This is a genomic window from Burkholderia sp. MSMB1078WGS, from assembly GCF_001528895.1.
Classification (GTDB): Bacteria; Pseudomonadota; Gammaproteobacteria; order Burkholderiales; family Burkholderiaceae; genus Burkholderia.
Genome location: NZ_LPDI01000024.1, coordinates 185,477 through 212,176 on the forward strand (window position 1 = coordinate 185,477; position 26,700 = coordinate 212,176).

Below are 26,700 nucleotides of genomic sequence, written 5' to 3' on the forward strand. Positions count from 1 at the left end.
CTCCTTAATTCCCGACCGTCACAGTGATGTGACAGGATTGCTTCTCGATGCGGTTACCGCGGCCCTTGGCGCGCGCGGTGAAACGCTTGAGCGATGCAGCCTTGTCGACGTAGATGCTCTTGATCTTGAGCTCGTCGATATCAGCGCCTTCGTTGTGCTCCGCATTCGCGATTGCCGACAGCACAACCTTCTTCACGATGCCAGCCGCCTTCTTCGGCGAGAACGTCAGAACGTTCAGCGCCTTGTCGACCGGCAAACCGCGGATCTGGTCAGCCACAAGGCGCGTTTTCTGCGCCGAGATGCGGGCACCGCGATGAATTGCTTTCACTTCCATCTTGATTGCCCCTTATTTCTTGGCCTTCTTGTCGGCTGCGTGACCCTTGAACGTACGGGTCAGTGCGAACTCGCCAAGCTTGTGGCCGACCATGTTTTCCGAGATGTACACCGGAACGTGTTGACGGCCGTTGTGAACAGCGATCGTCAGGCCGATGAAATCCGGCAGAATCGTCGAGCGACGCGACCAGGTCTTGATCGGCTTTTTGTCGCGCGAAGCTGCAGCCGCCTCAACTTTCTTCAGCAAATGGGCGTCGCAGAACGGACCTTTTTTAACAGAACGTGCCATTGCCTACTCCTTAACGCTTGTGACGGCGCTGGACGATCATCGTCGTCGTGCGCTTGTTGCTGCGGGTGCGGTAACCCTTAGCCGGCGTACCCCACGGGCTCACCGGGTCGCGACCTGCAGCCGTCTTGCCCTCACCACCACCGTGCGGGTGATCGACCGGGTTCATCGCAACGCCACGCACCGTCGGGCGGATACCGCGCCAGCGGTTCGCGCCAGCCTTGCCGATCTGGCGCAGGCTATGCTCTTCGTTGCCGACTTCACCGATCGTTGCACGGCACTCGATGTGCACGCGGCGGATTTCGCCCGAACGCAGACGAACCTGCGCGTAGACGCCTTCACGCGCCAACAGCATGGCCGACGTGCCAGCCGAACGCGCCATTTGCGCGCCCTTACCCGGCAGCATCTCGATGCAGTGGATCGTCGTACCGACCGGAATGTTGCGGATCGGCAGCGTGTTGCCTGCACGGATCGGCGCTTCCGAACCCGACATCAGCTGTTGGCCGACGGTCAGGCCCTTCGGGGCGATGATGTAGCGACGCTCGCCGTCTGCGTAGAGCACCAGCGCGATGTTCGCGCTGCGGTTCGGGTCGTACTCGAGACGCTCGACCTTTGCCGGGATGCCATCCTTCGTGCGACGGAAATCGACGATACGATAGTGCTGCTTGTGACCACCACCCTTGTGACGCGTGGTGATACGGCCGTTGTTGTTACGGCCGGCGGTCGAGCTCTGCGAGTCGAGCAGTGCCGCGTACGGCTTGCCCTGGTGCAGATTCTTGTTGACCACCTTGACCATCGCGCGGCGACCCGGCGAAGTCGGTTTAACTTTCACGATTGCCATGATTACTTGGCCTCCGCTTCAAAGTTGATTTCCTGGCCGGGCTTCAGGCAAACGTACGCCTTCTTCACGTCCTTGCGGCGGCCCATCGAACGGCCGAAGCGCTTTTGCTTGCCCTTCTGAACCAGCACGTTGACCGAATCAACTTCAACCTTGAACAGCAGCTCGACAGCCGCCTTCACTTCCTGCTTCGTGGCATCCGGTGCGACTTCGAACACGACTTGCTCGTTCTTGTCGGCAACCAGCGTCGCCTTTTCGGAAATCACCGGTGCGAGCAGGACCTGCATCAAACGATGATCGTTCTTGCGAATCTCGCTCATGACAGCAACTCCTCGATCTGGGCGACCGCAGCCTTCGTGACCAGCACTTTCTTGAAGTAGATCAGCGACAGCGGGTCAGCGTAGCGCGGCTCGACAATTGCCACGTGCGGCAGGTTGCGCGATGCCAGGTACAGGTTTTCGTCAACCGTGTCGGTGATGATCAGCACGGAGTCGAGACCCATGGTCTTGAATTTGTCGGCCAGCAGCTTGGTCTTCGGCGCTTCGAGGACGATGTCCTCGACGACCGACAGACGGCCTTCGCGGGCCAGCTGCGAGAAGATCGAGCAGAGGCCTGCGCGATGCATCTTCTTGTTGACCTTGTGCGAGAAGTTTTCTTCCGGCGAATTCGGGAAGATACGACCACCGCCACGCCACAACGGGCTCGACGACATACCGGCACGAGCGCGGCCCGTACCCTTCTGGCGCCACGGCTTCTTGGTCGTGTGCTTGACTTGCTCGCGGTCCTTCTGTGCGCGGTTACCCTGGCGAGCATTCGCCTGGTAAGCGACGACGACCTGGTGGATCAGCGCTTCGTTGTAGTCACGACCGAACACGACGTCCGATGCGTTGACCACTGCACCTTCCTGACCATTTTCGTTCAGGAGCTTGAGTTCCATTATTTCGCCCCCTTGGTCTTGACGGCCGGCGTCACGAAGACCTTGCCGCCCTTCGCGCCCGGAATCGCACCCTTCACGAGCAGCAGCTTGCGCTCTGCGTCGATACGGGCGATTTCGAGGTTCTGCACCGTCACCGTCACGTCACCCATGTGACCCGTCATGCGCTTACCCGGGAAAACACGACCCGGATCCTGCGCCATACCGATCGAGCCCGGCACGTTGTGCGAGCGCGAGTTACCGTGCGTGGCACGGCCGGAGGAGAAGTTGTAACGCTTGATCGTACCGGCGTAGCCCTTACCGATCGACACGCCTTGCACGTCGACCTTCTGGCCCACTTCGAAAAGATCTGCACCGACCACGGCGCCATTCGACAGCTCGGCTGCCTTGGCCGCGTCAATGCGGAATTCCTTGAGGATTTCACCGGCTTCGACACCGGCTTTGGCGAGATGACCTGCCAGCGGCTTCGTCACGCGCGATGCGCGGCGGGAGCCGAATGCAACCTGCACGGCCGTGTAGCCGTCGGTTTCAACAGTCTTGATCTGCGTCACGCGGTTGTCCGACACGTCCAGCACGGTGACGGGAATCGAATCCCCTTCAGCCGTGAAGATACGGGTCATGCCAACCTTGCGACCTACGAGTCCAAGGCTCATCATTTTCTCCATTCCCGACTGCGATTGGTCGGGGCTGATTTACAAAATGCCGGGCACGCAAGGCCCAACTTTTTTACGCGAATACGCGAAAAGCCAAGCAGTATAGCCCGACTTCTCGATTTCCGCAAGCAATACAAAGACTTAGCGCCATCCGGCTTACCGGCCGGCGCCGGAAGCCTTACTGCAGCTTGATTTCCACGTCGACGCCAGCCGGCAGATCGAGCTTCATCAGCGCGTCAACGGTCTTGTCCGTCGGGTCGACGATGTCCATCAGGCGCTGGTGGGTGCGGATTTCGAGCTGATCGCGCGACGTCTTGTTGACGTGCGGCGAACGCAGGATGTCAAAACGCTGAATGCGCGTCGGCAGCGGCACCGGGCCACGAACGATTGCGCCAGTCCGCTTCGCGGTATCGACGATTTCGGCAGCCGATTGATCGATCAGACGATAGTCGAATGCCTTCAGGCGAATGCGGATTTTCTGTTGCTGCATGACGATTCCTTGAAAAGAGCGAGGCGATGTTGCATCGCCGGACACTAAAAGAACGTGAAACATGACGCCAGCGGGGAGCGAAGCATCAGGTTCCGGGCGGTACTTCCACTGCTAAGCCCGCGATTCTACACGAAAATTCGCGGCGGTGGGCGTTTGTCAATAGAGCGGTTCGCACGCCACAAAGAAAAACCGGGTGCCAGATCGAACTGGACACCCGGTTTCTACGGTACGAGTTGCTTACCGTGGAATCGCGGACCCCGCAGGGATCCGCGGATCGTCGATATTACTCGATGATCTTGGCGACGACGCCGGCGCCGACCGTACGGCCGCCTTCGCGGATTGCGAAGCGCAGACCTTCTTCCATCGCGATCGGAGCGATCAGCTTCACCGTGATCGACACGTTGTCGCCCGGCATCACCATTTCCTTGTCCTTCGGCAGCTCGATCGAGCCCGTCACGTCCGTCGTACGGAAGTAGAACTGCGGACGGTAGTTGTTGAAGAACGGCGTGTGACGGCCGCCTTCGTCCTTGCTCAGCACGTACACTTCAGCCGTGAAGTGCGTGTGCGGCGTGATCGAACCCGGCTTCGCCAGAACCTGGCCACGCTCCACGTCTTCACGCTTCGTGCCGCGCAGCAGGATACCGACGTTGTCGCCTGCCTGACCCTGGTCCAGCAGCTTGCGGAACATTTCAACGCCCGTGCAGGTCGTCTTCACCGTCGGCTTGATACCGACGATTTCGATTTCTTCGCCGACCTTGATGATGCCGCGCTCGACACGACCCGTCACCACCGTACCGCGGCCCGAGATCGAGAACACGTCTTCCACCGGCATCAGGAACGCGCCGTCAACCGCACGCTCCGGCGTCGGGATGTACGTGTCCAGTGCGTCTGCCAGGTTCATGATCGCCACTTCGCCCAGCTCGCCCGTGTCGCCTTCCAGCGCCAGCTTCGCCGAACCCTTCACGATCGGCGTGTCGTCGCCCGGGAAGTCGTACTTCGACAGGAGTTCGCGAACTTCCATCTCGACCAGCTCGAGCAGTTCAGCGTCGTCCACCATGTCGCACTTGTTCAGGAACACGATGATGTACGGAACGCCAACCTGACGTGCCAGCAGGATGTGCTCGCGCGTTTGCGGCATCGGGCCGTCTGCTGCCGAGCAAACCAGGATCGCGCCGTCCATCTGCGCCGCACCCGTGATCATGTTCTTCACATAGTCAGCGTGGCCCGGGCAGTCGACGTGTGCGTAGTGGCGGTTAGCCGTTTCGTACTCGACGTGCGCCGTGTTGATCGTGATGCCGCGCGCCTTTTCTTCCGGTGCCGCGTCGATCTGGTCGTACGCCTTCGCTTCGCCGCCGAACTTCTTCGTCAGAACCGTCGTGATCGCTGCCGTCAGCGTCGTCTTGCCGTGGTCAACGTGACCAATCGTACCAACGTTCACGTGCGGCTTGGTCCGCTCAAACTTTTCTTTTGCCATGATTCTCTTCTTTCAAAAAATAATCGATTGGTAGCTAAAGATTTACTTCGACTTTGCGCTGATGATCGCTTCGGCAACGTTGCGCGGAGCTTCAGCGTAGTGCTTGAACTCCATCGTGTACGTTGCACGACCTTGCGTCAGCGAGCGCAGCGACGTCGAGTAGCCGAACATTTCCGACAGCGGCACTTCGGCGCGCACGATCTTGCCGCCGCCAACCATGTCTTCCATGCCCTGGACGATACCGCGACGGCCCGACAGGTCGCCCATCACGTTGCCCATGTAGTCTTCCGGCGTCTCGACTTCGACAGCCATCATCGGCTCGAGGACGACCGGGTTCGCCTTGCGCATCGCTTCCTTGAACGCCATCGAACCGGCCATGCGGAACGCGTTTTCGTTCGAGTCAACGTCGTGGTACGAACCGAACGTCAGGTGAACCTTCACGTCGACGACCGGGAAGCCTGCCAGCACGCCCGACTTCAGCGTGTCCTGGATACCCTTGTCGACCGCCGGGATGTATTCACGCGGAATCACACCACCCTTGATCTCGTCGAAGAACTCGTAGCCCTTGCCTTGTTCGTTCGGCTCGAGCGTGATGACCGCGTGACCGTACTGGCCGCGACCACCCGACTGCTTGACGAACTTGCCGTCGACGTCCTTTGCCGTCGAACGGATCGTTTCGCGGTATGCAACCTGCGGCTTGCCGACGGTCGCTTCCACGCCGAATTCACGCTTCATCCGGTCGACCAGAATTTCGAGGTGGAGCTCGCCCATGCCCGAAATGATGGTCTGGCCCGACTCTTCGTCGGTCTGCACGCGGAACGACGGGTCTTCCTGAGCCAGACGGTTCAGTGCGAGGCCCATCTTTTCCTGGTCGGCCTTGGTCTTCGGCTCGACCGCCTGCGAAATCACCGGCTCCGGGAACACCATGCGTTCGAGAACGATCGGGTTCGCCGGGTCGCACAGCGTGTCGCCCGTGGTGGCCTCCTTCAGGCCGACCGCTGCAGCGATGTCGCCTGCGCGGACTTCCTTGATTTCTTCACGCTGGTTCGCGTGCATCTGCAGAATACGGCCGAGGCGTTCCTTCTTGCCCTTGGTCGAGTTCAGCAGCGTGTCGCCCGAGTTGACGACGCCCGAGTACACACGGAAGAAGATCAGCTGGCCGACGAACGGGTCGGTCATGATCTTGAACGCGAGCGACGAGAACTTCTCTTCGTCCGATGCCTTGCGCTCTGCTTCTTCGCCGTTTTCGAGCTCGCCCTTGACCGGCGGAATGTCGACCGGCGACGGCAGGAAGTCGATCACGGCGTCGAGCATACGCTGCACGCCCTTGTTCTTGAACGCGGTACCGCACAGCATCGGCTGGATTTCGCACGCGATCGTACGGTCACGCAGCGCCTTGACGATGTCGGCTTCCGGCAGATCGCCTTCTTCCAGGTACTTGTTCATCAGGTCTTCGCTGGCTTCGGCAGCCGCTTCGACCATCTTTTCGCGCCATTCCTTGCAGGTCTCTGCGAGTTCGGCCGGGATGTCGACGTAGTCGAACTTCGTGCCTTGCGACGCTTCGTCCCAAATGATCGCCTTCATCTTGATCAGGTCGACCACGCCCTTGAAGTTTTCTTCCGAGCCGATCGGCACCACGACCGGAACCGGGTTCGCCTTCAGGCGCAGACGGAGCTGGTCGTAGACCTTGAAGAAGTTCGCGCCGGTACGGTCCATCTTGTTGACGAACGCGAGACGCGGCACCTTGTACTTGTTCGCCTGGCGCCACACCGTTTCCGACTGCGGCTGCACGCCGCCCACTGCGCAGTACACCATGCACGCGCCGTCGAGCACGCGCATCGAACGCTCCACTTCGATCGTGAAGTCGACGTGGCCCGGGGTGTCGATGATGTTGATGCGGTGTTCCGGATAGTTGCCGCCCATGCCCTTCCAGAAGGCCGTGGTAGCAGCGGACGTGATCGTGATGCCACGTTCCTGTTCCTGCTCCATCCAGTCCATCGTGGCTGCGCCGTCGTGGACTTCACCGATCTTGTGGTTCACACCGGTGTAAAACAGAATGCGCTCGGTCGTCGTCGTCTTGCCGGCGTCGATGTGAGCGCTAATACCGATATTGCGGTAGCGCTCGATAGGAGTCTTGCGAGCCACTTTGATCCTCTACTGGGATGACGTGATGCAGCCCTGCTGCATCACGCCTCAACACAAACGGGCGAGGCGCCTGAAAAGCGCACCCGCCCGGAATTTATTTCCGCAAACAGCCCAGCCAGGCGCTTAGAAACGGAAATGCGAGAACGCGCGGTTGGCTTCTGCCATGCGGTGAACTTCATCGCGCTTCTTCATCGCGCCGCCACGGCCTTCGGCCGCTTCGGTGAGTTCGCCTGCCAGACGCAGAGCCATCGACTTCTCGCTGCGCTTCTTCGCAGCCTCACGCAGCCAGCGCATCGCCAATGCCATACGACGCGACGGGCGCACTTCGACCGGAACTTGATAGTTGGCACCACCAACGCGGCGGCTCTTCACTTCGACCACCGGCTTCACGTTGTTGAGCGCAACCGTGAACACTTCCAGCGGGTCCTTGCCACCCTTGGTCTGGATTTGTTCGAATGCGCCATAAACGATGCGCTCTGCGACCGACTTCTTGCCGGACAGCATCAGCATGTTCATGAACTTGGCAACATCAACGTTACCGAACTTCGGATCCGGCAACACTTCCCGCTTGGGGACTTCGCGACGACGCGGCATGATTCTTCCTTTACTTGTTCAGTTGGAGCTGCAACCAGCTCCGCGGCCACCAACAAACCCGATCACATCTTCACGACTAACCAGCTTGGCCGGGTGACCACTTACTCGACAGCACCGGCAATCCGGCACTCCCGCCTTGACCGCCCTGCGGCGATCCCTGATCAAAAACTGCTTACTTGGCAGCCTTTGCACGCTTCGCGCCGTACTTCGAGCGCGCTTGCTTACGGTCCTTGACGCCCTGGGTATCCAGCGAGCCGCGAACCATGTGGTAACGCACACCCGGCAAGTCCTTCACACGGCCGCCGCGGATCAGCACAACCGAGTGCTCCTGCAGGTTGTGGCCTTCACCGCCGATGTACGAAATCACTTCGAAGCCGTTCGTCAGACGAACCTTGGCGACCTTACGGAGTGCCGAGTTCGGCTTCTTCGGCGTCGTCGTGTACACACGGGTGCACACGCCGCGACGCTGGGGGCAGTCCTGCAGGGCCGGGCTCTTGCTCTTCGTCGTTTCCGACTGACGGCCTTTGCGAACCAGTTGGTTGATGGTTGGCATTGTTTATTCCTGAAATTGAACAAAATCTGCACATCGATTTCGGGCAAAGCGAAAATCGACGCACAGTTGACTTCCGAACCGGCGAGACGGACACGAACCTTCGAACGCGACTCGGCCCACCGAATACCGGAACCCAACATGATATTCCGGAAATACCAACTAAGTCAACGGCTTGCGTGATGTGCCGACCGACCGCGCGGTTTACAGAAGGGGGCGGAACAGCTGTGTCAAGCCGATTCGACGACGTCGATGATCTCGTCGCCGAAGCGTTCGAGCTTGCGCACGCCCATGCCGGGGATGTGACGCAGGTCGTCGATCGTCTCCGGCGCGTTGCGCGCGATTTCGGCGAGCGTCGCGTCGTGGAAAATCACATAGGCCGGCACGCCGTCGGTCTTCGCGGTTTCCGCCCGCCATGCGCGCAGCGCATCCCACCGTGCGCGCTCGCGGGCGCCCATGCCAGCCGTCGGATCGACGCGCGTGGCGCTGCGGCTCGACGACTGGCGGGTGCGCTGCGGCTTCACATAGCGGCGCAGCGTGACCTTTTCCTCGTTCTTCAGCACGGGCTTCGCGGCCTCGGTCAGCATCAGCGCGCCGAAGCCGCCATGGTCGACGGCCAGGTAGCCGTACGCGACCAGCTGCCGGAAAATCGCGCGCCACTCGGGCTCGGACAGCGCTGCGCCGATTCCGAACGTGCTGAGCTGATCGTGGCCGCGCTGCAACACCTTCTCGGTGCGCCCGCCACGCAGGATCTCGATCAGGTGACTGGAACCGAAATTGAAGCCGCTCGCGCGCTGCGCGCGGAACACGCACGACAGCGCCATCTGCGCCTCGCGCGTCGCGTCCCACGACGCGGGCGGCTCGAGGCACGTGTCGCAGTTGCCGCACGGCTGGCTCGCCTCGCCGAAGTAGTTCAGCAGCCGCACGCGGCGACACGAGATCGTCTCGCACAAGCCGAGCAGCGCATCGAGCTTCGATGTCTGCACGCGCTTGTGCGCGTCGTCCGCATCGGACTCGTCGATCATCTTGCGCTGCTGGACGACATCGCCGAGGCCATACGCCATCCACGCGTTCGCCGGCAGCCCGTCGCGGCCCGCGCGGCCGGTTTCCTGGTAGTAGCCTTCGACGCTCTTCGGCAAGTCGAGATGCGCGACGAAACGCACGTCGGGCTTGTCGATGCCCATGCCGAACGCGATCGTCGCGCACATCACGATGCCTTCCTCGCGCTGGAACATTTCCTGGTGCTTCTGCCGCACCTCGAACTCCATTCCCGCGTGGTACGGCAGCGCGCGCACGCCCTGCGCCTTCAGCCATTCGGCCGTTTCCTCGACCTTGCGGCGCGACAGGCAATAGACGACACCCGCGTCCGTCGTGCCGTCGGCATTCGTGTGCTCGGCGCGAATGAAATCGAGCAGCTGCGCGCGTGCGTTGTCCTTTTCGACGATCCGGTAGCGGATGTTCGGCCGGTCGAAGCTCGACACGAATACGCGTGCGTCGTCGAGCGCGAGACGATGGATGATCTCGTCGCGCGTGATCGCATCGGCCGTGGCGGTGAGCGCGATGCGCGGCACCGACGGGAAGCGCTCGTGCAGCACCGACAGCTGGATGTATTCCGGGCGGAAATCGTGCCCCCATTGCGACACGCAGTGCGCTTCGTCGATCGCGAACAGGCCGATCTTCGCGCGCTCGAGCAGCTCGAGGAAGCGCCCCGTCATCAACCGCTCCGGCGCGACGTACAGCAGGTCGATTTCGCCCTCGCGCAGCGCGCGCTCGGTGGCCGCTGCCTCGGCGCCCGACAACGTCGAATTCAGATAGGCCGCGCGCACGCCGACTTCGCTCAACGCGGCGACCTGGTCCTGCATCAGCGCGATCAGCGGCGACACGACGATGCCGGCGCCCTGCCCGGCCTCGCGGCGCAGCAGCGCGGGAATCTGGTAGCACAGCGACTTGCCGCCGCCGGTCGGCATCAGCACGAGACAATCGCCGCCGCCGGCGACGTGCTCGACGATCTCGCCCTGCTGGCCGCGAAAGGCGGAATAACCAAAGACTTCGTCGAGTATTTCGAGGGCGCGGGACATGAATGAGAACAGGGACGGCTAAGCGATGACCGCAATTTTAACAACCCGCTCGCGCGACGCGGGGCGAATCGCGCGATGTTGGCCGTTCGGTCAGGGTTCGTTCGCGTGCATCACGGGCCTGCCGCGCCCGTACCGGACGCGATCGCGACGCATGCGCCGGCGCTGTGCCGGCCCGTGAACGAAGGATGAAAAAAAACCGCCCGGCAGAACCGGGCGGTTTCGGTGACAGCGATGATAGCAAGGCAAGGCGGCTTGCGCCGCCCCGCGCTTACTCGGCTGCCGGGTGTTGCGGCTCTTCCGCCGGCGCGCTCGGCGTGCCGAAGTCGAATGCCTCTTCCGCTGCGATCTGGTCGAAACGCTCGCGATCCGACGATTCCTTCGCCTTGCGTGCCTTGTGGAACGCGAGACCCGTACCGGCCGGAATCAGACGGCCGACGATCACGTTTTCCTTCAGGCCGCGCAGATCGTCGCGCTTGCCCATGATCGCCGCTTCGGTCAGCACGCGGGTCGTTTCCTGGAACGATGCCGCGGAGATGAACGAGTCGGTCGACAGCGACGCCTTCGTGATACCGAGCAGCACGTTGTCGTACGAAGCCGGACGCTTGCCCTCGGCGATCATGCGATCGTTCTCGTCCAGCATGTCGGAACGCTCGACCTGTTCGCCCGGAATGAAGCGCGTATCGCCGTTGTCGGTGATCTGCACACGACGCAGCATCTGGCGAACGATCACCTCGATGTGCTTGTCGTTGATCTTCACGCCCTGCAGACGGTACACGTCCTGCACTTCGTCGACGATGTAGCGCGACAGCGCCTCGATACCCTGCAGACGCAGGATGTCGTGCGGATCGGCCGGACCGTCCACGATCATTTCGCCCTTGTTGACGACCTGGGCATCGTGAACCAGAACCTGCTTTTCCTTCGCGATCAGGAACTCGTGCTGGTTGCCCTCGAGATCCGTGATGACGAGACGCTGCTTGCCCTTCGTGTCCTTACCGAACGACGTCGTACCGGTGACCTCCGCGAGAATGCCGGCATCCTTCGGCGAACGCGCTTCGAACAGTTCCGCCACCCGCGGCAGACCGCCGGTAATGTCACGCGTCTTCTGCGCTTCGGTCGGGATACGTGCGAGCACTTCACCGACCTGCACCTGCTGGCCATCCTTCACGGTGATCAGTGCGCCGACCTGGAAGCCGATCTGCACCGCGTGCTCCGTGCCCGGAATCTTCACTTCTTCGCCGTTCGCGTCGAGCAGCTTCACCTGCGGACGCACGCTCTTCGAAGCCTGCGAACCGCGGCGCTTCACGTCGATCACGACCAGCGTCGACAGGCCGGTCACGTCGTCGATCTGCTTCGCGACGGTCACGCCTTCCTCGACGTTCTCGAACTTCACCGTACCACCGTACTCGGTGATGATCGGACGCGTCAGCGGATCCCACGTGGCGAGCTGCGTGCCGGCCTTGATGGTCGCGCCGTCGAGCTGCAGCAGCGTCGCGCCGTACGGCACTTTGTGACGCTCGCGCTCGCGACCGAAGTCGTCGGTGATCATCGCTTCGCCCGAACGGGAAATGACGATCTGCTCGCCCTTCGCGTTCGTGACGTAGCGCATCGTCGCCGTGAAGCGGACGATACCGTTGCTCTTCGCTTCGACCGACGAAGCCACGGCCGCACGCGATGCCGCACCACCGATGTGGAACGTACGCATCGTCAGCTGCGTGCCCGGTTCGCCGATCGACTGCGCCGCGATCACGCCGACTGCTTCGCCGACGTTCACCAGCGAGCCGCGGCCGAGGTCGCGGCCGTAGCAGGATGCGCACAGGCCGTAACGCGTTTCGCAGGTCAGCGGCGTGCGCACGCGCACTTCGTCGATGCCGAGGCGTTCGATTTCCTCGACCGCCGTTTCGTCGAGCAGCGTGCCCGATTCGTACAGCGTTTCCTGCGTTTCCGGATTCACGACGTCCGCAACCGCGACGCGGCCGAGGATACGATCGCGCAGCGCTTCGACGACTTCACCGCCTTCGACGAGCGCCTTCATCGCCACGCCGTTCGACGTGCCGCAATCGTCCTCGACCACCACCAGGTCCTGCGTGACGTCGACGAGACGACGCGTCAGGTAACCCGAGTTCGCGGTCTTCAGTGCCGTATCAGCCAGACCCTTACGTGCACCGTGGGTCGAGATGAAGTACTGCAACACGTTCAGACCTTCGCGGAAGTTCGCGGTAATCGGCGTCTCGATAATCGAGCCGTCCGGCTTCGCCATCAGGCCACGCATACCGGCCAGCTGACGAATCTGAACCGCCGAACCCCGGGCGCCCGAGTCGGCCATCATGTAGATCGAGTTGAACGACTCCTGGCGCGTCTCGTTGCCGTCGCGATCGATCACCGGCTCCGTCGACAGTTGCTCCATCATCGCCTTGCCGACCGCTTCCGACGTTGCCGACCAGATGTCGACCACGTTGTTGTAGCGTTCCTGCGCGGTGACGAGACCCGACATGTACTGGCGGTCGTATTCCTTCACCTTCTTCGCGGCGTCGCCGACGATCGTTTCCTTCTGCGGCGGCACGAGCATGTCGTCCACGCAGATCGAGATGCCGGCGCGCGTCGCGAGACGGAAACCCGACTGCATCAGCTGGTCGGCGAACACCACCGTCGCACGCAGACCGCACTTGCGGAACGCCGTGTTGATCAGGCGCGAGATTTCCTTCTTCTTCAGCGGCTTGTTCAGCACCGAGAACGGCAGGCCGTGCGGCAGGATCTCCGACAGGATCGCGCGACCGACGGTCGTCGCGTACAGCGTGATCTTCGGCACGAACTCCGGCGCGCCTTCCGACGTGTCCTCGTTGCGGACCATTTCGGTGATCCGGACGTTGACGCGCGAGGCCAGCTCGACTTCCTTGTTCTCGTACGCGCGGATGACTTCCGACACGCCCGTGAACGACAGGCCTTCGCCCTTGCCGTTGATCGCTTCGCGGGTCGCGTAGTACAGACCCAGCACGATATCCTGCGACGGCACGATCGACGGATCGCCGTTGGCCGGGAACAGCACGTTGTTCGACGCGAGCATCAGCGTGCGCGCTTCCATCTGCGCTTCGAGCGACAGCGGCACGTGAACGGCCATCTGGTCACCGTCGAAGTCGGCGTTGAACGCCGCGCAGACGAGCGGATGCAGCTGGATTGCCTTGCCTTCGATCAGCACCGGCTCGAACGCCTGGATACCGAGACGGTGCAGCGTCGGCGCACGGTTCAGCATCACCGGATGCTCGCGGATCACCTCTTCGAGGATGTCCCACACCACCGGCGTCTGGTTCTCGACTTCCTTCTTCGCAGCCTTGATGGTCGTCGCGACGCCCATCACTTCCAGCTTGTTGAAGATGAACGGCTTGAACAGTTCGAGCGCCATCAGCTTCGGCAGACCGCACTGGTGCAGCTTCAGCGTCGGGCCGACCACGATGACCGAACGGCCCGAGTAGTCGACGCGCTTGCCCAGCAGGTTCTGACGGAAACGGCCGCCCTTGCCCTTGATCATGTCGGCGAGCGACTTCAGCGGACGCTTGTTCGCGCCCGTCATCGCCTTGCCGCGACGACCGTTGTCGAGCAGCGAGTCGACGGCTTCCTGCAGCATCCGCTTTTCGTTGCGGACGATGATTTCAGGGGCCTTCAGCTCGAGCAGGCGCTTCAACCGGTTGTTACGGTTGATCACGCGGCGATACAGGTCGTTCAGGTCCGACGTCGCGAAACGGCCGCCGTCCAGCGGCACGAGCGGACGCAGTTCCGGCGGCAGCACCGGCAGCACTTCGAGGATCATCCACTCGGGCTTGATGCCCGAGCGCTGGAATGCCTCGAGGACCTTCAGGCGCTTCGCGTACTTCTTGATCTTCGCTTCCGAGCCGGTGTTCTTCAGCTCGGTGCGCAGCGTCTCGACCTGCTCGTCGATGTTGATCGCGCGCAGCAGTTCACGCACACCTTCCGCGCCCATCTCGGCACGGAATTCGTCGCCGTATTCCTCGACCTTGTTGTAGTAATCCTCTTCGGTCATGATCTGCCGCGCCTTCAGCGGCGTCATGCCCGGTTCGATCACCACGTACGCTTCGAAGTACAGCACGCGTTCGATGTCGCGCAGCGTCATGTCGAGCACCATGCCCAGACGCGACGGCAGCGACTTCAGGAACCAGATGTGCGCGACCGGCGAGGCCAGCTCGATGTGGCCCATCCGTTCGCGACGCACCTTCGCCAGCGTCACTTCGACGCCGCACTTCTCGCAGATCACGCCGCGGTGCTTCAGGCGCTTGTACTTGCCGCACAGGCACTCGTAGTCCTTGATCGGCCCGAAGATCTTCGCGCAGAACAGACCATCGCGTTCCGGCTTGAACGTACGGTAGTTGATGGTCTCCGGCTTCTTCACTTCGCCGAACGACCACGAACGGATCTTGTCGGGCGAGGCCAGACCGATCTTGATCGCGTCGAAAACTTCTTCCTGTTGGACTTGCTTGAATAGATCGAGCAGAGCTTTCATTGCTTTCTCTCCGTAGTCCGATTAATTGCGGTCGAGATCGATATCGATACCGAGCGAGCGGATTTCCTTCACGAGCACGTTGAAGGATTCCGGCATGCCTGCATCGATCACGTGATCGCCCTTGACGAGGTTTTCGTACACCTTCGTCCGGCCGGTCACGTCGTCCGACTTCACCGTCAGCATTTCCTGCAGCACGTAGGACGCGCCGTACGCTTCGAGTGCCCACACTTCCATTTCACCGAAACGCTGGCCACCGAACTGCGCCTTACCGCCCAGCGGCTGCTGCGTGACGAGCGAGTACGGGCCCGTCGAACGCGCGTGCATCTTGTCGTCGACCAGGTGGTGCAGCTTCAGGTAGTGCATGTAGCCGAGCGTCACGCGACGTTCGAACATTTCACCCGTGCGGCCGTCGTACAGGCGGACCTGGTTCTTCGACGGATTCATGCCGAGCTGTTCGGCGATGTCGTCCGGGAACGCGAGGTCGAGCATCTTGCCCATTTCTTCCTCGGTCGCACCGTCGAACACCGGCGTTGCGAACGGCACGCCTTCGCGCAGGTTCTTCGCGAGTTCGAGGATCTCGTCGTCGGTGAAGCTTTCCAGATCTTCCTGGCGGCCCGACTCGTTGTAGATCTTCGTCAGGAACGCGCGCAGTTCCTCGATCTTCGCCTGACGCTGCAGCATTTCGCCGATACGCCAGCCGAGGCCCTTCGCGGCCCAGCCGAGGTGCACTTCCAGAACCTGACCCACGTTCATCCGCGACGGCACGCCGAGCGGGTTCAGCACGACGTCTGCCGGACGGCCATCGGCCATGTATGGCATGTCTTCGATCGGGACGATCTTCGACACGACACCCTTGTTACCGTGACGGCCCGCCATCTTGTCGCCAGGCTGCAGACGGCGCTTCACCGCCAGGTACACCTTGACCATCTTCAGCACGCCCGGCGGCAGTTCGTCGCCTTGCGTGAGCTTCTTGCGCTTCTCTTCGAACGCGAGGTCGAACTGGTGACGCTTTTCCTCGATCGAGTTCTTGATCGCTTCGAGCTGCGCCGCTGCTTCGTCGTCCGCGAGGCGGATGTCGAACCAGTGGTAGTGGTCGAGGTCTTCCAGGTAAGCCTGGTCGATCTTCGTGCCCTTCGCGAGCTTCTTCGGACCGCCGTTCGCGACCTTGCCCACGAGCATGCGCGCGAGACGCTGGAACGCGTCGCCTTCCACGATGCGCAGCTGGTCGTTCAGGTCGAGGCGGTAACGCTTCAGTTCGTCGTCGATGATCTGTTGCGCACGCTTGTCGCGCTGAATGCCTTCGCGCGTGAACACCTGGACGTCGATCACGGTGCCGCTCATGCCCGACGGCACGCGCAGCGACGTGTCCTTCACGTCCGAAGCCTTCTCGCCGAAGATCGCGCGCAGCAGCTTCTCTTCCGGCGTCAGCTGGGTCTCGCCCTTCGGCGTGACCTTGCCGACCAGCACGTCGCCCGCTTCGACTTCGGCACCGATGTACACGATGCCCGATTCGTCGAGACGGCCGAGCTGGACTTCCGCCAGGTTCGAGATGTCGCGCGTGATTTCTTCCGGCCCGAGCTTCGTGTCGCGTGCAACGACGTTCAGCTCTTCGATGTGGATCGACGTGTAGCGATCGTCCGCGACCACCTTCTCCGAGATCAGGATCGAATCCTCGAAGTTGTAGCCGTTCCACGGCATGAACGCGATCAGCATGTTCTGGCCGAGCGCGAGCTCGCCCAGGTCCGTCGAGGCGCCGTCGGCCAGCACGTCGCCGCGCGAGACCTTGTCGCCCATCTTCACGATCGGACGCTGGTTGATGTTCGTGTTCTGGTTCGAACGCGTGTACTTGATCAGGTTGTAGATGTCGACACCGACTTCACCCGCGACCGCTTCGTCGTCGTTCACGCGAATCACGATACGGCCTGCATCGACGTAGTCGACAACGCCGCCGCGGAACGCCTGGACCGTCGTACCCGAGTCGACCGCGCAGGTGCGCTCGATGCCCGTCCCGACGACCGGCTTTTCCGGACGCAGACACGGCACGGCCTGACGCTGCATGTTCGAACCCATCAGTGCACGGTTCGCGTCGTCGTGTTCGAGGAACGGAATCAGCGACGCTGCGACCGACACGATCTGCGACGGCGCGACGTCCATGTACTGGATGCGGTCCGGCGTGACCATCATCGTTTCGCCGGCTTCACGCGACGACACGAGTTCGTCGATCAGTCGGCCGTCCTCGTCGATCGCGGCGTTCGCCTGAGCGATCATGTAGCGGCCTTCCTCGATCGCCGACAGGTAGTCGATCTGGTCGGTCACCTTGCCGTCCACGACCTTGCGGTACGGCGTCTCGAGGAAGCCGTACTCGTTCAGGTGCGCGTACAGCGCGAGCGAGTTGATCAGGCCGATGTTCGGACCTTCCGGCGTTTCGATCGGGCACACGCGGCCGTAGTGGGTCGGGTGCACGTCGCGGACTTCGAAGCCTGCGCGCTCGCGCGTCAGACCGCCCGGGCCCAGTGCGGAAACGCGGCGCTTGTGCGTGATTTCCGACAGCGGGTTGGTCTGGTCCATGAACTGCGACAGCTGCGACGAACCGAAGAACTCGCGGATCGCCGACGAAATCGGCTTCGAGTTGATCAGGTCGTGCGGCATCAGGTTTTCGCTTTCGGCCTGGCCGAGGCGTTCCTTGACCGCGCGCTCGACACGCACGAGGCCCGCGCGGAACTGGTTTTCCGCCAGTTCGCCGACGCAACGCACGCGACGGTTGCCGAGGTGGTCGATGTCGTCCACTTCGCCCTTGCCGTTACGCAGCTCGACGAGAATCTTGATCGTCGCGAGAATGTCGTCGTCCTGCAGCGTCATCGGGCCGACGATCTCGTCACGGCCGACGCGGCGGTTGAACTTCATGCGGCCGACCTTCGACAGGTCGTACGCTTCTTCGCTGTAGAACAGGCGGTTGAACAGCGCCTCGACCGCTTCTTCGGTCGGCGGCTCGCCCGGGCGCATCATGCGGTAGATCGCGATGCGCGCGGCCGTCTTGTCGGTCGTTTCGTCGACACGCAGCGTCGACGAGATGTACGGACCCTGATCCAGATCGTTCGTGTAGAGCGTCTGGATGTCCTTGATACCCGCTTCGCGCAGCTTCTCGAGCACGCTTTCCGTGACTTCGTCGTTCGCGCTCGCAATCACTTCGCCGGTGTCGCCGTCGACGACGTTCTTCGCCAGCACGCGGCCGAGCAGATAGTCTTCCGGCACCGAGATGAACTTGGTCTTCGCGGCTTCGAGGTCGCGAATGTGCTTCGCGTTGATCCGCTTGTCCTTCTGGACGATGACCTTGCCGTCGCGATCCGTGATGTCGAAACGCGCGACTTCACCACGCAGGCGCTCGGGCACGAACTCGAGTTGCGCGCCTTCGTCCATCAGCGTGAAGTTGTCGAACACGAAGAAGTTCGCGAGGATCTGTTCCGGCGTCAGGCCGATGGCCTTCAGCAGGATCGTCACCGGCATCTTGCGGCGACGGTCGACGCGGAAGTACAGGATGTCCTTCGGATCGAATTCGAAGTCGAGCCACGAGCCGCGGTACGGAATGATCCGTGCCGAGAACAGCAGCTTGCCCGAGCTGTGCGTCTTGCCCTTGTCGTGTTCGAAGAACACGCCCGGCGAACGGTGCAGCTGCGAGACGATGACACGCTCGGTGCCATTGATGACGAACGAGCCCGTCGGCGTCATGAGCGGAATTTCGCCCATGTACACTTCCTGCTCCTTCACTTCCTTGACGACCGGCTTGTTCGGCGATTCCTTGTCGAGGATGACGAGGCGGACCTTCGCGCGCAGCGCGGAGCAGTACGTCAGGCCACGCTGCTGGCATTCCTTGATGTTGAATGCCGGCGAGGACAGCGCATAGCTCACGAACTCGAGGCGCGCGAAACCGTTGTGCGAAACAATGGGAAATACCGATGTGAACGCGGCCTGCAAACCTTCAGGCTTGCGTTGCGTCGCCGGCACATCGGCTTGCAGAAACGTGCTGAATGATTCAAGCTGAGTAGCCAGCAAGAACGGAACTTGGTGAACGATGGGGCGCTTCGCGAAACTCTTGCGAATGCGCTTCTTCTCGGTGAAGGAATATTGCATACGATCTCCGAATCACGGCGGGTGCTATCGAGGCGGAATACCTGGACGTTTCAAACCCGAGTGTTCACCGACTGAGACCCGATGGCCGTTCGACGGCTTGAACGAGCCGAGAAGCTTGGTGGTTGGCCGCTACCAACCGCTGGCTGACGGCAGCGGATGCCTGTGTTGCCCGCTACCCGACCAAACTTGCCTTCTGCAGTCGCTTCAGAAGACAAAGAGAACCGCCAATCGCGTGTGATGCGTCACAACGATCACAACGATCAGGCGGTTTTCTTTGGCTTCTGGGGTCGATTATTCGGGCTCCCGAATGAGTGCCAGAATAACGTCCCCACAAAGCACAAAAAGGCCGGCGGTGAAAATACCGCCAGCCTTCGCACAGCGCGCCGAAACTTACTTGACTTCGACCTTCGCGCCAGCTTCTTCCAGCTTCTTCTTGGCTTCTTCAGCAGCAGCCTTGTCGACGCCTTCCTTGATGGGCTTCGGTGCACCGTCAACCAGGTCCTTCGCTTCCTTCAGGCCCAGGCCCGTCAGTTCGCGAACGGCCTTGATGACCGAAACCTTGTTGGCGCCGGCTTCAGCCAGGACGACCGTGAATTCGGTCTTCTCTTCTGCTGCAGCAGCTGCGCCGCCGCCTGCCGGGCCAGCGACTGCCACTGCAGCTGCCGACACGCCAAACTTCTCTTCGAACGCCTTGACCAGTTCGTTCAGTTCCAGAACGGTCATCCCTTCGACTGCTGCCAGGATGTCTTCTTTTGCGATTGCCATTTGAAATACTCCTAAATTGAATTCGGATACAGCCAGCGATCAGTAACGCTGATGCACGTTCGCTTACGCAGCTTCTGCTTGCTTCTTCTCGGCCAGCGCGGCCAGAGCACGCGCGAAGCCCGAAACAGGCGATTGCATAACGAACAGCAGCTTCGAGAGCAGTTCTTCGCGGCTCGGGATGCTTGCCAGCGCTTGCACGCCAGCCTTGTCCATCACCTTGCCATCGAACGAACCAGCCTTGATGACCAACTTGTCATTGCTCTTGCTGAAGTCGTTGACGACCTTAGCAGCGGCAATTGCATCTTCCGAGATGCCGTAGATCAGCGGACCAGTCATCTGCTCTGCCAGCGGAGCAAACGGCGTACCTTCGACAGCGCGACGCGCCAGCGTGTTCTTCAACACGCGCAGGTACACCTGCTTCTCACGCGCTTGCGCGCGCAGCTTGGTCAGATCGCCAACCGCAATTCCACGATACTCAGCCAGCACAACGGTCTGGGCCTTCGCGACTTGCGCGGAAACCTCAGCGACGACGGCTTGCTTGTCTTCTCTATTAAGCGGCACGGTTAGCCTCCAGAAACGATACGTTGGGCGCGACCGGCATGGCCGAAACCTCACGTACCTCGTTCAACAACGGCGTCCGACCTCGTTAGGAGTATTTCCACCTCACGCCGCGAATCGCTTCGCGGCCTGCGGCTTCACCACTGCAAAACTTTTTCGGGTTCGCCATCTGCGTTGGCTTGAATTAAGGGATCACCTGACTGCTGCGCCCCACCAACGGTCTTTGATAACCGGTTGTCCGCCCTGCTGCACGAACAACCGCCCAAAGCCCATGTAGGCCGCTTCGCGAACGAAGCGGCCCGAATACTTGCTTACTGTGCTGCCAGCGTAGCCTGGTCGACACGCACGCCGACGCCCATCGTGCTCGACAGTGCGATCTTGCGCAGGTACACGCCCTTGCTCGTTGCCGGCTTTGCCTTCTGCAGCGCGTCGATCAGCGCCGACAGGTTCGAACGCAGCGCGGTCGGCTCGAACGATGCACGGCCGATGGTCGCGTGGATGATACCGGCCTTGTCGACACGGAATTGCACCTGACCAGCCTTCGCGTTCTTGACGGCGGTTGCGACGTCCGGCGTGACCGTACCGACCTTCGGGTTCGGCATCAGGCCGCGCGGGCCGAGGATCTGGCCGAGCGTACCGACGATACGCATCGTGTCCGGCGAAGCGATCACGATGTCGAAGTCCATCTGGCCAGCCTTGATCTGCTCTGCCAGGTCTTCCATACCGACGATTTCCGCGCCTGCTGCACGAGCCTGCTCGGCCTTTTCGCCTTGCGCGAACACGGCAACGCGAACCGACTTGCCCGTACCTGCCGGCAGAACGACCGAACCACGCACGACTTGGTCCGACTTCTTCGCATCGATGCCGAGCTGGACTGCGACGTCGATCGACTCGTCGAACTTCGCGCTCGCGCATTCCTTCACGAGGCTCAGTGCGTCTTCGATCGCATACAGCTTCTGACGGTCGACCTTGGCGGCAAATGCCTGACGGCGCTTGGAGATCTTAGCCATTTACACGCCCTCCACAGTGATACCCATCGAGCGTGCGCTACCAGCGATGGTGCGAACGGCTGCGTCCAGATCAGCTGCCGTAAGGTCCGGCATCTTGGTCTTCGCGATTTCTTCGGCTTGAGCGCGCGTGATCGAACCGACCTTGTCGGTGTGCGGCTTGCTCGAACCCTTGTCCACCTTCGCCGCCTTCTTGATCAGGACGGTCGCCGGCGGCGTCTTCATCACGAACGTGAAGCTCTTGTCAGCGAATGCCGTGATGACCACCGGCACCGGCAGACCCGGCTCCATGCCTTGAGTCTGCGCGTTGAACGCCTTGCAGAACTCCATGATGTTCAGGCCGCGCTGGCCCAGTGCCGGACCGACCGGCGGCGACGGGTTGGCTTTACCTGCAGGGATCTGCAGCTTGATAAAGCCGATAATCTTCTTTGCCATTTGAAACCTCATTGGAACGCCGGGGAAGGCGTTCGGTGAGTGATAACGCGCTTTCGCCGCTGGCTACTGACGCTCCTCAACGGCCATGACGCGGGCCGTAAGCGCGAAGGTGGGCAGCCGAGGCTGCCCACCGAATCGGGATCAAACTTTTTCGACCTGACCGAACTCGAGTTCGACGGGGGTGGAGCGGCCAAAAATGGTGACCGACACACGCACGCGCGATTTCTCGTAGTTGACTTCTTCGACGGTGCCGTTGAAGTCCGTGAACGGACCTTCCTTGACACGCACCATCTCGCCGACTTCGAACAGGGTCTTCGGGCGCGGTTTTTCGACGCCTTCCTGCATCTGCGACATGATCTTCTCGACTTCCTTCGGGGAAATCGGGGTCGGGCGGTTACGCGCACCGCCGACGAAACCGGTGACCTTCGCGGTGTTCTTCACGAGATGCCACGTTTCGTCCGTCATTTCCATTTCCACCAACACATAGCCGGGGAAGAAACGACGCTCGGTCACTGCCTTGTGACCGCCTTTGACTTCGACCACTTCTTCGGTCGGGACCAGGATCTGACCGAATTTGTCCTGCATGCCAGCACGTTCGATGCGCTCCTGAAGCGCACGTTGCACGCTCTTCTCCATACCGGAGTAGGCGTGCACGACGTACCAACGTTTTCCGCTCGGGGATGCCGGAGTATCGCTCATATCATTTCCAACCCAGAATCACCGAGAAAATCACCCATTCGATCGATTTGTCGCTCAACCAGAGGAAAATCGCCATCACGAGCACGAAACCGAACACGACGAGTGTGGTTTGCGTTGCTTCCTTGCGGGTGGGCCATACGACCTTCCGGACTTCCTTGTACGAATCCTTGGCAAATGCGATGAGACCCTTGCCAGGGGCGGACATGAGCCCGACGGCCACGCCGGCGATGATACCTACCGCCAATGCGGCACCGCGGACATACCACTGCTGATTGGCCAGCCAGAAGAAGCCCACGAATCCGGCCAAGACCAGCAATACGCCCAGGGCCAGCATCAGCTTATCGCCGGAGGTATTTACAGTTTCGACGGATGGATTCGCCATAACACCTTAAAACAAATGCCACGTAGGACACGTGGCGATTTTTGGCAGGGGCAGAGGGAATCGAACCCCCAACCTTCGGTTTTGGAGACCGACGCTCTGCCAGTTGAGCTATACCCCTAAACCATGTTGGGGCTGGCTGCCGCCAGCCCCAAAACTGTCGATCAACGAATAACTGGCTTACTCGATGATCTTGGCGACGACGCCGGCGCCGACCGTACGGCCGCCTTCGCGGATTGCGAAGCGCAGACCTTCTTCCATCGCGATCGGAGCGATCAGCTTCACCGTGATCGACACGTTGTCGCCCGGCATCACCATTTCCTTGTCCTTCGGCAGCTCGATCGAGCCCGTCACGTCCGTCGTACGGAAGTAGAACTGCGGACGGTAGTTGTTGAAGAACGGCGTGTGACGGCCGCCTTCGTCCTTGCTCAGCACGTACACTTCAGCCGTGAAGTGCGTGTGCGGCGTGATCGAACCCGGCTTCGCCAGAACCTGGCCACGCTCCACGTCTTCACGCTTCGTGCCGCGCAGCAGGATACCGACGTTGTCGCCTGCCTGACCCTGGTCCAGCAGCTTGCGGAACATTTCAACGCCCGTGCAGGTCGTCTTCACCGTCGGCTTGATACCGACGATTTCGATTTCTTCGCCGACCTTGATGATGCCGCGCTCGACACGACCCGTCACCACCGTACCGCGGCCCGAGATCGAGAACACGTCTTCCACCGGCATCAGGAACGCGCCGTCAACCGCACGCTCCGGCGTCGGGATGTACGTGTCCAGTGCGTCTGCCAGGTTCATGATCGCCACTTCGCCCAGCTCGCCCGTGTCGCCTTCCAGCGCCAGCTTCGCCGAACCCTTCACGATCGGCGTGTCGTCGCCCGGGAAGTCGTACTTCGACAGGAGTTCGCGAACTTCCATCTCGACCAGCTCGAGCAGTTCAGCGTCGTCCACCATGTCGCACTTGTTCAGGAACACGATGATGTACGGAACGCCAACCTGACGTGCCAGCAGGATGTGCTCGCGCGTTTGCGGCATCGGGCCGTCTGCTGCCGAGCAAACCAGGATCGCGCCGTCCATCTGCGCCGCACCCGTGATCATGTTCTTCACATAGTCAGCGTGGCCCGGGCAGTCGACGTGTGCGTAGTGGCGGTTAGCCGTTTCGTACTCGACGTGCGCCGTGTTGATCGTGATGCCGCGCGCCTTTTCTTCCGGTGCCGCGTCGATCTGGTCGTACGCCTTCGCTTCGCCGCCGAACTTCTTCGTCAGAACCGTCGTGATCGCTGCCGTCAGCGTCGTCTTGCCGTGGTCAACGTGACCAATCGTACCAACGTTCACGTGCGGCTTGGTCCGCTCAAACTTTTCCTTGGCCATTTTCAACTCCCAAAAGGAATTTCACAGGTTGCGCCGCGCGCAAACAAGACACTGACTTTTTACTGCTGGTGCCCATGGGCAGGATCGAACTGCCGACCTCTCCCTTACCAAGGGAGTGCTCTACCACTGAGCCACATGGGCGCTACGCTTCAACTTAGCGGTCTGGAGCGGGTGAAGGGAATCGAACCCTCGTCGTAAGCTTGGAAGGCTTCTGCTCTACCATTGAGCTACACCCGCACGGGCCACTAACGATTCCTTGCCGCTCACTGCGCTGATATCTTGGTGGAGGAGGTTGGATTCGAACCAACGTAGGCGTAAGCCAACAGATTTACAGTCTGCCCCCTTTAGCCACTCGGGCACCCCTCCGTAGAGAACTGACGATTATGGGGGTGCATCGCACTCCTGTCAAGCACATCCGGAAGATTATTTTCATTCTCTTCCCGACTTCCGCTTCCCTCCGATCCCCGCCCTCGCCCGGCTAAGGCAAGCGCGAGATGTTGCCGATCGGCACCACATCTTCGTCAGACTCCGTCTTCAACGCCGATCTACATCTGCGCTAAAAACGAAAGACCGCCATCATACGGCCTCTTTCGCGCAATGCCAAGCGATACGCACAAAATTTCGGCAAATTTCGTGCCGGGCCGACTTGGCGAGCCGGCGCCGGTGGTTCTCGAGAGGTTCGACGGCGATTCCTGCAGGAATCGCCTGCCTACCTTCCCATGTGCCCGCTTGCTCCTGAACGGCATTCCTTTGTGGTCGCAACGGTACATTCCACGGCTTCGGCAGACTCCTGGTGCCGCTCGCGATACCGATCAGGTGATCCGACGGCAGCGTGACTCACCGCTTCGCCGCGGAGCACCGGAGGCGCGCTCGACGCTCGGAGCGGCTCAACGGTCGGGACCGAAGCCCTGGGTGCTTTGCGGGGGTTTGGATGGGCGTCGACTAGCACGCGGCACAACCGATGGATCGGGGTGCGATGGCCCAACGACGTCTCGCGGGATGCATCCGGCGGTTCTGCGTGCCTCGATGTGCTTATGGCCGCTACCTGGTGACGACGAGCGCCCTGTTCCGGTCTCTCCATGCCTTGTCGCCGCGTCGAATGTTCCGATGGTCGGCGCCGCTGCATCTCGTCGAGCAAGTCGCCCAACGTCGTCGTCGGACCGCCTTACCGCAGCGACTCGTCGACATACATGCACATGCGACCTCGCAACCGCTCGTACGGTGCCCGCCTCGTCCAGCTGGGCGCAAATGCCGGCGCTGGGTTCGGCGCGAGTACCCTCACCACGCCTCCCACTCCCGAAAACGTCGGAAAGCCGATATGTGGCGCCGGAGCATCGACATCCGACGAGCACTGCCCGGCAATGTTCGAGCCGGCCCGGAATCACGACCGGAACACAGCCCCCTCCGCTGTGGGAGGCCCTCCGTTCGGCGATCCGAATACGACACACACAAGCCTGGCTCTGGGCGTCGACGCAGACTGCACGCCCTTCAGATGGGAAAAACGCGATGCCGCGCAGGCAATGCCGCCTATTCGCTCATCAAGAAAATTTACGCGTGATGAGACGGTCCGCAGATGACCGTCGAGAAGAACCGCGCCGACTTTTGATCTTCTTTGGCCCGCTATACGCACACGGCGCAGCCAGTCCTCGACTGGGGGCACCTCCTGTCCCGGCTCAGGCGTGGGTCACGTACCAATACGGCTATTTCGATGTGAAATGCTGCGAATAGACTAAAAGTAGCGCTTGATAGCGACATCGTTCGTCTCTTGACGCAGTTCAGTCGCGCGGCTCCATGGGGAACGAACAATTAGCGGCGGCGACAAGAGGGTTGAGAGCGCCAACATTCTGCCCGTTCTGCCAACTACGCGCGGGAGACAGAGCGAGCGCGAGACATATCCCGCTGCCAGACGATAGCCATAGCGTACCGAGGTAGAAGATGGGCCAAATACACTGGTGGTCAACGCACGCTGATCGATTATCGGATGAGGAGAACTCGCAACATCTCGTTTGCGCCGGTGCTGAGCAAGGCCGGGCGGAGATTGCCACGGAGAAGTGCCAAGGCGATTTCTCGTTGCGCATCTGATGACCGCCCACACAAACGAGAAGTAAGTAAGAGGACAGTTTTTCAGCAACACACTGGCGTGCAGGCACCCCGAGAGACAAGGTGCATTTGCGCCAATCTCACGGAGGCGACTCCGATTTGAGCCGACACCTTCGGTCGACACCCAGCTCCTGCCACAACGGCGCTTCTCCACGTGCTTTTTCTCGGCGCCGAAATGCAAAAACCCCCGCCTGGTCGGGCGGGGGTTCTTGGCTTAGGGAGCCTGACGATTACCTACTTTCACACGGGAATCCGCACTATCATCGGCGTAGAGTCGTTTCACGGTCCTGTTCGGGATGGGAAGGGGTGGGACCGACTCGCTATGGTCATCAGGCAAAGAGGGTTGTTGCGTTGCTTCGCAGCGCAACCAATC

General features: G+C 61.3%; 21 protein-coding genes, 4 tRNA genes and 1 rRNA gene. All 26 read right to left on the reverse strand.

Going from position 1 to position 26,700, the window contains the following annotated elements:
* Positions 1 to 4 precede the first annotated feature (4 nt).
* On the reverse strand, positions 5 to 334 hold the full coding sequence (gene rplV, locus WT24_RS04730) for a 50S ribosomal protein L22 (RefSeq protein ID WP_004199272.1): 330 nt from the start codon (positions 332 to 334) through the stop codon (positions 5 to 7).
* A 12-nt stretch (positions 335 to 346) separates the two neighbouring features.
* Positions 347 to 622: a 30S ribosomal protein S19 gene (gene rpsS / locus WT24_RS04735; protein WP_004199273.1), complete on the reverse strand. Its 276-nt coding sequence runs from the start codon at positions 620 to 622 to the stop codon at positions 347 to 349.
* A gap of 10 nt (positions 623 to 632) precedes the next feature.
* On the reverse strand, positions 633 to 1,460 hold the full coding sequence (rplB, locus tag WT24_RS04740; RefSeq protein ID WP_034209733.1) for a 50S ribosomal protein L2: 828 nt from the start codon (positions 1,458 to 1,460) through the stop codon (positions 633 to 635).
* Positions 1,461 to 1,462: 2 nt separating this feature from the next.
* Positions 1,463 to 1,777, reverse strand: coding sequence for a 50S ribosomal protein L23 (rplW, locus tag WT24_RS04745; protein ID WP_004199275.1), 315 nt, complete (start codon positions 1,775 to 1,777; stop codon positions 1,463 to 1,465).
* Positions 1,774 to 2,394 carry a 50S ribosomal protein L4 gene (gene rplD, locus WT24_RS04750; RefSeq protein WP_040143046.1) on the reverse strand — a complete coding sequence of 207 codons (621 nt, stop codon included), beginning with the start codon at positions 2,392 to 2,394 and terminating at the stop codon, positions 1,774 to 1,776. The genes rplW and rplD overlap by 4 nt, the downstream gene beginning before the upstream one ends.
* Positions 2,394 to 3,044: a 50S ribosomal protein L3 gene (rplC, locus tag WT24_RS04755; RefSeq protein WP_006482922.1), complete on the reverse strand. Its 651-nt coding sequence runs from the start codon at positions 3,042 to 3,044 to the stop codon at positions 2,394 to 2,396. The genes rplD and rplC overlap by 1 nt, the downstream gene beginning before the upstream one ends.
* A gap of 178 nt (positions 3,045 to 3,222) precedes the next feature.
* Positions 3,223 to 3,534: a 30S ribosomal protein S10 gene (gene rpsJ, locus WT24_RS04760; protein WP_004199280.1), complete on the reverse strand. Its 312-nt coding sequence runs from the start codon at positions 3,532 to 3,534 to the stop codon at positions 3,223 to 3,225.
* A gap of 283 nt (positions 3,535 to 3,817) precedes the next feature.
* Positions 3,818 to 5,008: an elongation factor Tu gene (gene tuf / locus WT24_RS04765; protein WP_034209732.1), complete on the reverse strand. Its 1,191-nt coding sequence runs from the start codon at positions 5,006 to 5,008 to the stop codon at positions 3,818 to 3,820.
* 42 nt (positions 5,009 to 5,050) lie between these two features.
* Positions 5,051 to 7,153: an elongation factor G gene (gene fusA / locus WT24_RS04770; protein WP_034209731.1), complete on the reverse strand. Its 2,103-nt coding sequence runs from the start codon at positions 7,151 to 7,153 to the stop codon at positions 5,051 to 5,053.
* 123 nt (positions 7,154 to 7,276) lie between these two features.
* Positions 7,277 to 7,747, reverse strand: a complete 471-nt coding sequence (gene rpsG / locus WT24_RS04775) for a 30S ribosomal protein S7 (protein WP_034209730.1) — start codon at positions 7,745 to 7,747, stop codon at positions 7,277 to 7,279.
* 172 nt (positions 7,748 to 7,919) lie between these two features.
* On the reverse strand, positions 7,920 to 8,300 hold the full coding sequence (gene rpsL / locus WT24_RS04780) for a 30S ribosomal protein S12 (RefSeq protein WP_006400662.1): 381 nt from the start codon (positions 8,298 to 8,300) through the stop codon (positions 7,920 to 7,922).
* A 227-nt stretch (positions 8,301 to 8,527) separates the two neighbouring features.
* On the reverse strand, positions 8,528 to 10,375 hold the full coding sequence (gene recQ / locus WT24_RS04785; protein WP_059832860.1) for a DNA helicase RecQ: 1,848 nt from the start codon (positions 10,373 to 10,375) through the stop codon (positions 8,528 to 8,530).
* A gap of 268 nt (positions 10,376 to 10,643) precedes the next feature.
* Entirely contained in the window at positions 10,644 to 14,885 is a 4,242-nt protein-coding gene (gene rpoC / locus WT24_RS04790; protein WP_059499774.1) for a DNA-directed RNA polymerase subunit beta', read from the reverse strand.
* Positions 14,886 to 14,906: 21 nt separating this feature from the next.
* The gene (gene rpoB / locus WT24_RS04795) at positions 14,907 to 19,013 is read right to left on the reverse strand and encodes a DNA-directed RNA polymerase subunit beta (RefSeq protein ID WP_034209726.1); all 4,107 of its coding nucleotides are present in this window, start codon (positions 19,011 to 19,013) and stop codon (positions 14,907 to 14,909) included.
* A 390-nt stretch (positions 19,014 to 19,403) separates the two neighbouring features.
* Positions 19,404 to 19,778, reverse strand: a complete 375-nt coding sequence (rplL, locus tag WT24_RS04800; RefSeq protein ID WP_006482911.1) for a 50S ribosomal protein L7/L12 — start codon at positions 19,776 to 19,778, stop codon at positions 19,404 to 19,406.
* A 63-nt stretch (positions 19,779 to 19,841) separates the two neighbouring features.
* On the reverse strand, positions 19,842 to 20,339 hold the full coding sequence (rplJ, locus tag WT24_RS04805) for a 50S ribosomal protein L10 (RefSeq protein WP_059499775.1): 498 nt from the start codon (positions 20,337 to 20,339) through the stop codon (positions 19,842 to 19,844).
* 308 nt (positions 20,340 to 20,647) lie between these two features.
* The gene (gene rplA, locus WT24_RS04810; protein ID WP_034209724.1) at positions 20,648 to 21,346 is read right to left on the reverse strand and encodes a 50S ribosomal protein L1; all 699 of its coding nucleotides are present in this window, start codon (positions 21,344 to 21,346) and stop codon (positions 20,648 to 20,650) included.
* The gene (gene rplK / locus WT24_RS04815) at positions 21,347 to 21,778 is read right to left on the reverse strand and encodes a 50S ribosomal protein L11 (protein WP_006477201.1); all 432 of its coding nucleotides are present in this window, start codon (positions 21,776 to 21,778) and stop codon (positions 21,347 to 21,349) included. It abuts the gene before it with no gap.
* 141 nt (positions 21,779 to 21,919) lie between these two features.
* A complete protein-coding gene (gene nusG, locus WT24_RS04820; protein ID WP_006400672.1) occupies positions 21,920 to 22,477 on the reverse strand; it encodes a transcription termination/antitermination protein NusG in 558 nt (185 codons plus the stop codon).
* A 1-nt stretch (position 22,478) separates the two neighbouring features.
* Positions 22,479 to 22,859, reverse strand: coding sequence for a preprotein translocase subunit SecE (gene secE / locus WT24_RS04825; protein ID WP_059499776.1), 381 nt, complete (start codon positions 22,857 to 22,859; stop codon positions 22,479 to 22,481).
* Between the two features lie 42 nt (positions 22,860 to 22,901).
* A tRNA-Trp gene (locus tag WT24_RS04830) sits at positions 22,902 to 22,977 on the reverse strand.
* A gap of 59 nt (positions 22,978 to 23,036) precedes the next feature.
* Positions 23,037 to 24,227 (reverse strand): elongation factor Tu, encoded by a 1,191-nt coding sequence (tuf, locus tag WT24_RS04835; RefSeq protein ID WP_034209732.1) that lies wholly within the window; start codon positions 24,225 to 24,227, stop codon positions 23,037 to 23,039.
* Positions 24,228 to 24,293: 66 nt separating this feature from the next.
* Positions 24,294 to 24,368 (reverse strand) — tRNA-Thr (locus tag WT24_RS04840).
* Between the two features lie 22 nt (positions 24,369 to 24,390).
* Positions 24,391 to 24,464: transfer RNA gene (locus tag WT24_RS04845), tRNA-Gly, on the reverse strand.
* 43 nt (positions 24,465 to 24,507) lie between these two features.
* Positions 24,508 to 24,593, reverse strand: a tRNA-Tyr gene (locus tag WT24_RS04850).
* 1,955 nt (positions 24,594 to 26,548) lie between these two features.
* Positions 26,549 to 26,661, reverse strand: a 5S ribosomal RNA gene (gene rrf, locus WT24_RS04855).
* Between the last annotated feature and the right edge of the window lie 39 nt (positions 26,662 to 26,700).